General features: G+C 32.9%; 4 protein-coding genes. All 4 read right to left on the bottom strand.

Annotation, left to right across the window (positions count from 1 at the left end):
* Positions 1 to 127 (bottom strand): acyl-CoA dehydrogenase family protein (locus ACMOUI_RS09780; protein WP_418963995.1); only part of this gene is annotated, 127 nt, incomplete at its 3' end.
* 20 nt (positions 128 to 147) lie between these two features.
* Positions 148 to 552, bottom strand: a complete 405-nt coding sequence (locus ACMOUI_RS09785) for a MaoC family dehydratase (RefSeq protein ID WP_418965515.1) — start codon at positions 550 to 552, stop codon at positions 148 to 150.
* A 27-nt stretch (positions 553 to 579) separates the two neighbouring features.
* Positions 580 to 1299 (bottom strand): beta-ketoacyl-ACP reductase, encoded by a 720-nt coding sequence (locus tag ACMOUI_RS09790; protein WP_418965516.1) that lies wholly within the window; start codon positions 1297 to 1299, stop codon positions 580 to 582.
* 23 nt (positions 1300 to 1322) lie between these two features.
* Complete coding sequence (locus ACMOUI_RS09795; protein WP_418965517.1) at positions 1323 to 2528, bottom strand: acetyl-CoA C-acetyltransferase; 1206 nt, start codon at positions 2526 to 2528, stop codon at positions 1323 to 1325.
* Between the last annotated feature and the right edge of the window lie 68 nt (positions 2529 to 2596).

Genomic DNA, 2596 nt, shown 5'->3' on the forward strand with positions numbered 1-2596 from the left:
CTACAGTTTCAATAGGGAATCTCTCCTCCTCATCAATTTCAGCAGCAAGAGGTTTAACTTCATTTTCAGCAAAAGCTGTAATCATTTGCTTAAAAAGTTCTTGCGATTTAGTTAATGTAAAATCCATTTATTTCCTCCTAAATTGTCTTATTTTTTCATTAATGTAGCTTTTCCAGTAATCACTTCAATACCATCTTGATTTGTACATACAGTTTTTAAAATAACCCTATTTTTTTCTGGAATTAGTTCTATTATCTGCACTGTGGCTGTTACTGTATCTTCAGCATATACAGGAGCTAAAAATTTTAGCTCCTGACCTAAATAGATACTTCCTTCCCCAGGTAATCTCGTTCCTAAAACAGCTGATATTAAACCAGCACCCAACATCCCATGTGCTATACGATGTTTAAACATCGTTGTTTTGGCATACTCCTCATTTATATGAGCAGGGTTTACATCAGTTGTTATTCCAGCGAATAGAATAATATCTGTCTCTGTTATTGTTTTGCTAATACTCTCTTTCATACCTATCTTTAAATCTGAAAATTGCATAGTCGACCCCCTTCAATCTATATTATGTTAAATTACAAGCCCTCCATCTACTCCTATAATTTGACCTGTTATAAACTTAGATAAATCACTAGCTAAAAATACAACTGTATTTGCTATATCTTCAGGTTCTCCCATTTTTCTCAGTGGAGTTTTATCTATCATAACGTTTATTACTTTTTCTGGTAGATCCTTTGTCATAGGTGTTTTTATAAACCCAGGAGCAATAGCATTTGTCCTGATTTGTTCACCTTTTCTAGCGAACTCTTTTGCCCAAGTTTTAGTTAATCCAATAACTCCAGATTTTGTGGCGACATAATTTGTTTGTCCAATATTCCCATATACACCAACTACAGAGGATAAATTGATTATGCTACCACTTTTATTTTTAAGCATCAATGGTACAATAGCTTGAGTCATATTAAATACACCTTTCAGATTAACATCAATTACAGCATCCCATGCTTCTTCTGTCATATTTTGAATAAGTGAATCTTTTGTTATTCCAGCATTATTAACTAAAATATCAATTTTTCCATACTCATTTTTTACATTTTCAACAAAATTTGCTATTCCCTCTCTATCTGTTACATTTAGATTTACAACTTTAACCTTTGAATCTGTAAATTCACCTGCTCCTAAATCACAAGAGTAAACTATGGCACCTTTTTCTGCTAATTTTTCACAAATTACAGCACCTATTCCTCTTGCTCCTCCTGTTACTACGGCTATTTTTCCATCTAATTTCATATATTTTCTCCTTTTTTATCATTTTATAACGATTTAATCACCACAGCAGTTCCCATTCCTCCACCTATACAAAGACTTGCTAAGCCATATTGACTTTTTCTTTTTAACATCTCATGAATTAAAGTTGTTATGATTCTGTTTCCACTAGCCCCAACTGGGTGTCCTAGTGCTATAGCACCACCATTTACATTACACTTTTCGCTAAAAAACTCTTCTGTAACTCCATACTCATTTTTTAGTTCAAACATAACCCCCAATGCTTGTGCTGCAAAAGCTTCATTTAACTCAATTAAGTCCATATCTTTTAAATCTAATTTAGCCATTTTTAAAGCTTCCTTTATCGCTGGAACAGGTCCCATACCCATAATTTTAGGATCTACACCTCCCTGTCCAATCCCAATTAGTTCAGCAAGAGGTTTTAGATTATATTTTTTAATAGCTTCTTCACTGGCCAAAAGAACTGCACTAGCTCCATCATTGATACCTGATGCATTTCCTGCAGTTACAGTTCCATCTTTTTTAAAAACAGTTCTTAATGTCCCCAATTTTTCTAAAGATGTCTTTCTATTTGGATATTCATCAGTATCAAAAATTATAGTTTGCTTTCTATCACTAATCTCTACTGGAACAATTTCATCTTTAAATCTCTTCTCATCTATTGCTCTTATAGCTTTTTCTTGAGAACTCATTGCATATCTATCCTGTTCACTTCTTGTTATAGAGTATTTTTCAGCTATATTTTCTGCAGTTACACCCATATGTATCTTATTAAAAGCGTCAGTTAAGGCATCTGTTAACATACTATCTTGAAATATAACCTCACCCATTTTGATCCCTTCTCTCATATCTCTTGGACTTACAAATGGAGCTTGGGACATAACTTCCACTCCTCCACAAATCACTAAATTGGCTAAACCACTCTTTATATTTGAATAACCTGTCATAACGGATTTCATTCCACTTCCACATAAAATATTTAATGAGTATGCTGGAACTTCATAAGGGATATTAGCTTTTATAGCTACCTGTCTACCTATGCCTTGTCCTTGACCTGCTGATAATATATTTCCTATTATAACTTCATCAAGTTCATGACCTTGTAAATTGTTATTTTTTAGCAACTCTTTAACTACAATTGCCCCTAATTCACTGGGGGATATTTTTCTAAGACTACCTAAAAATGAACCAATTGCCGTTCTTTTAGCATCAACAATGTATATTTTACTCATGTTTCCTCCTGTTATTTTTTTAAAAAAACATATTTACGAACCAATTCTCAATTATATTAATACTACTT

This window comes from Cetobacterium sp. (genome assembly GCF_048470075.1).
Classification (GTDB): domain Bacteria; phylum Fusobacteriota; class Fusobacteriia; order Fusobacteriales; family Fusobacteriaceae; genus Cetobacterium_A.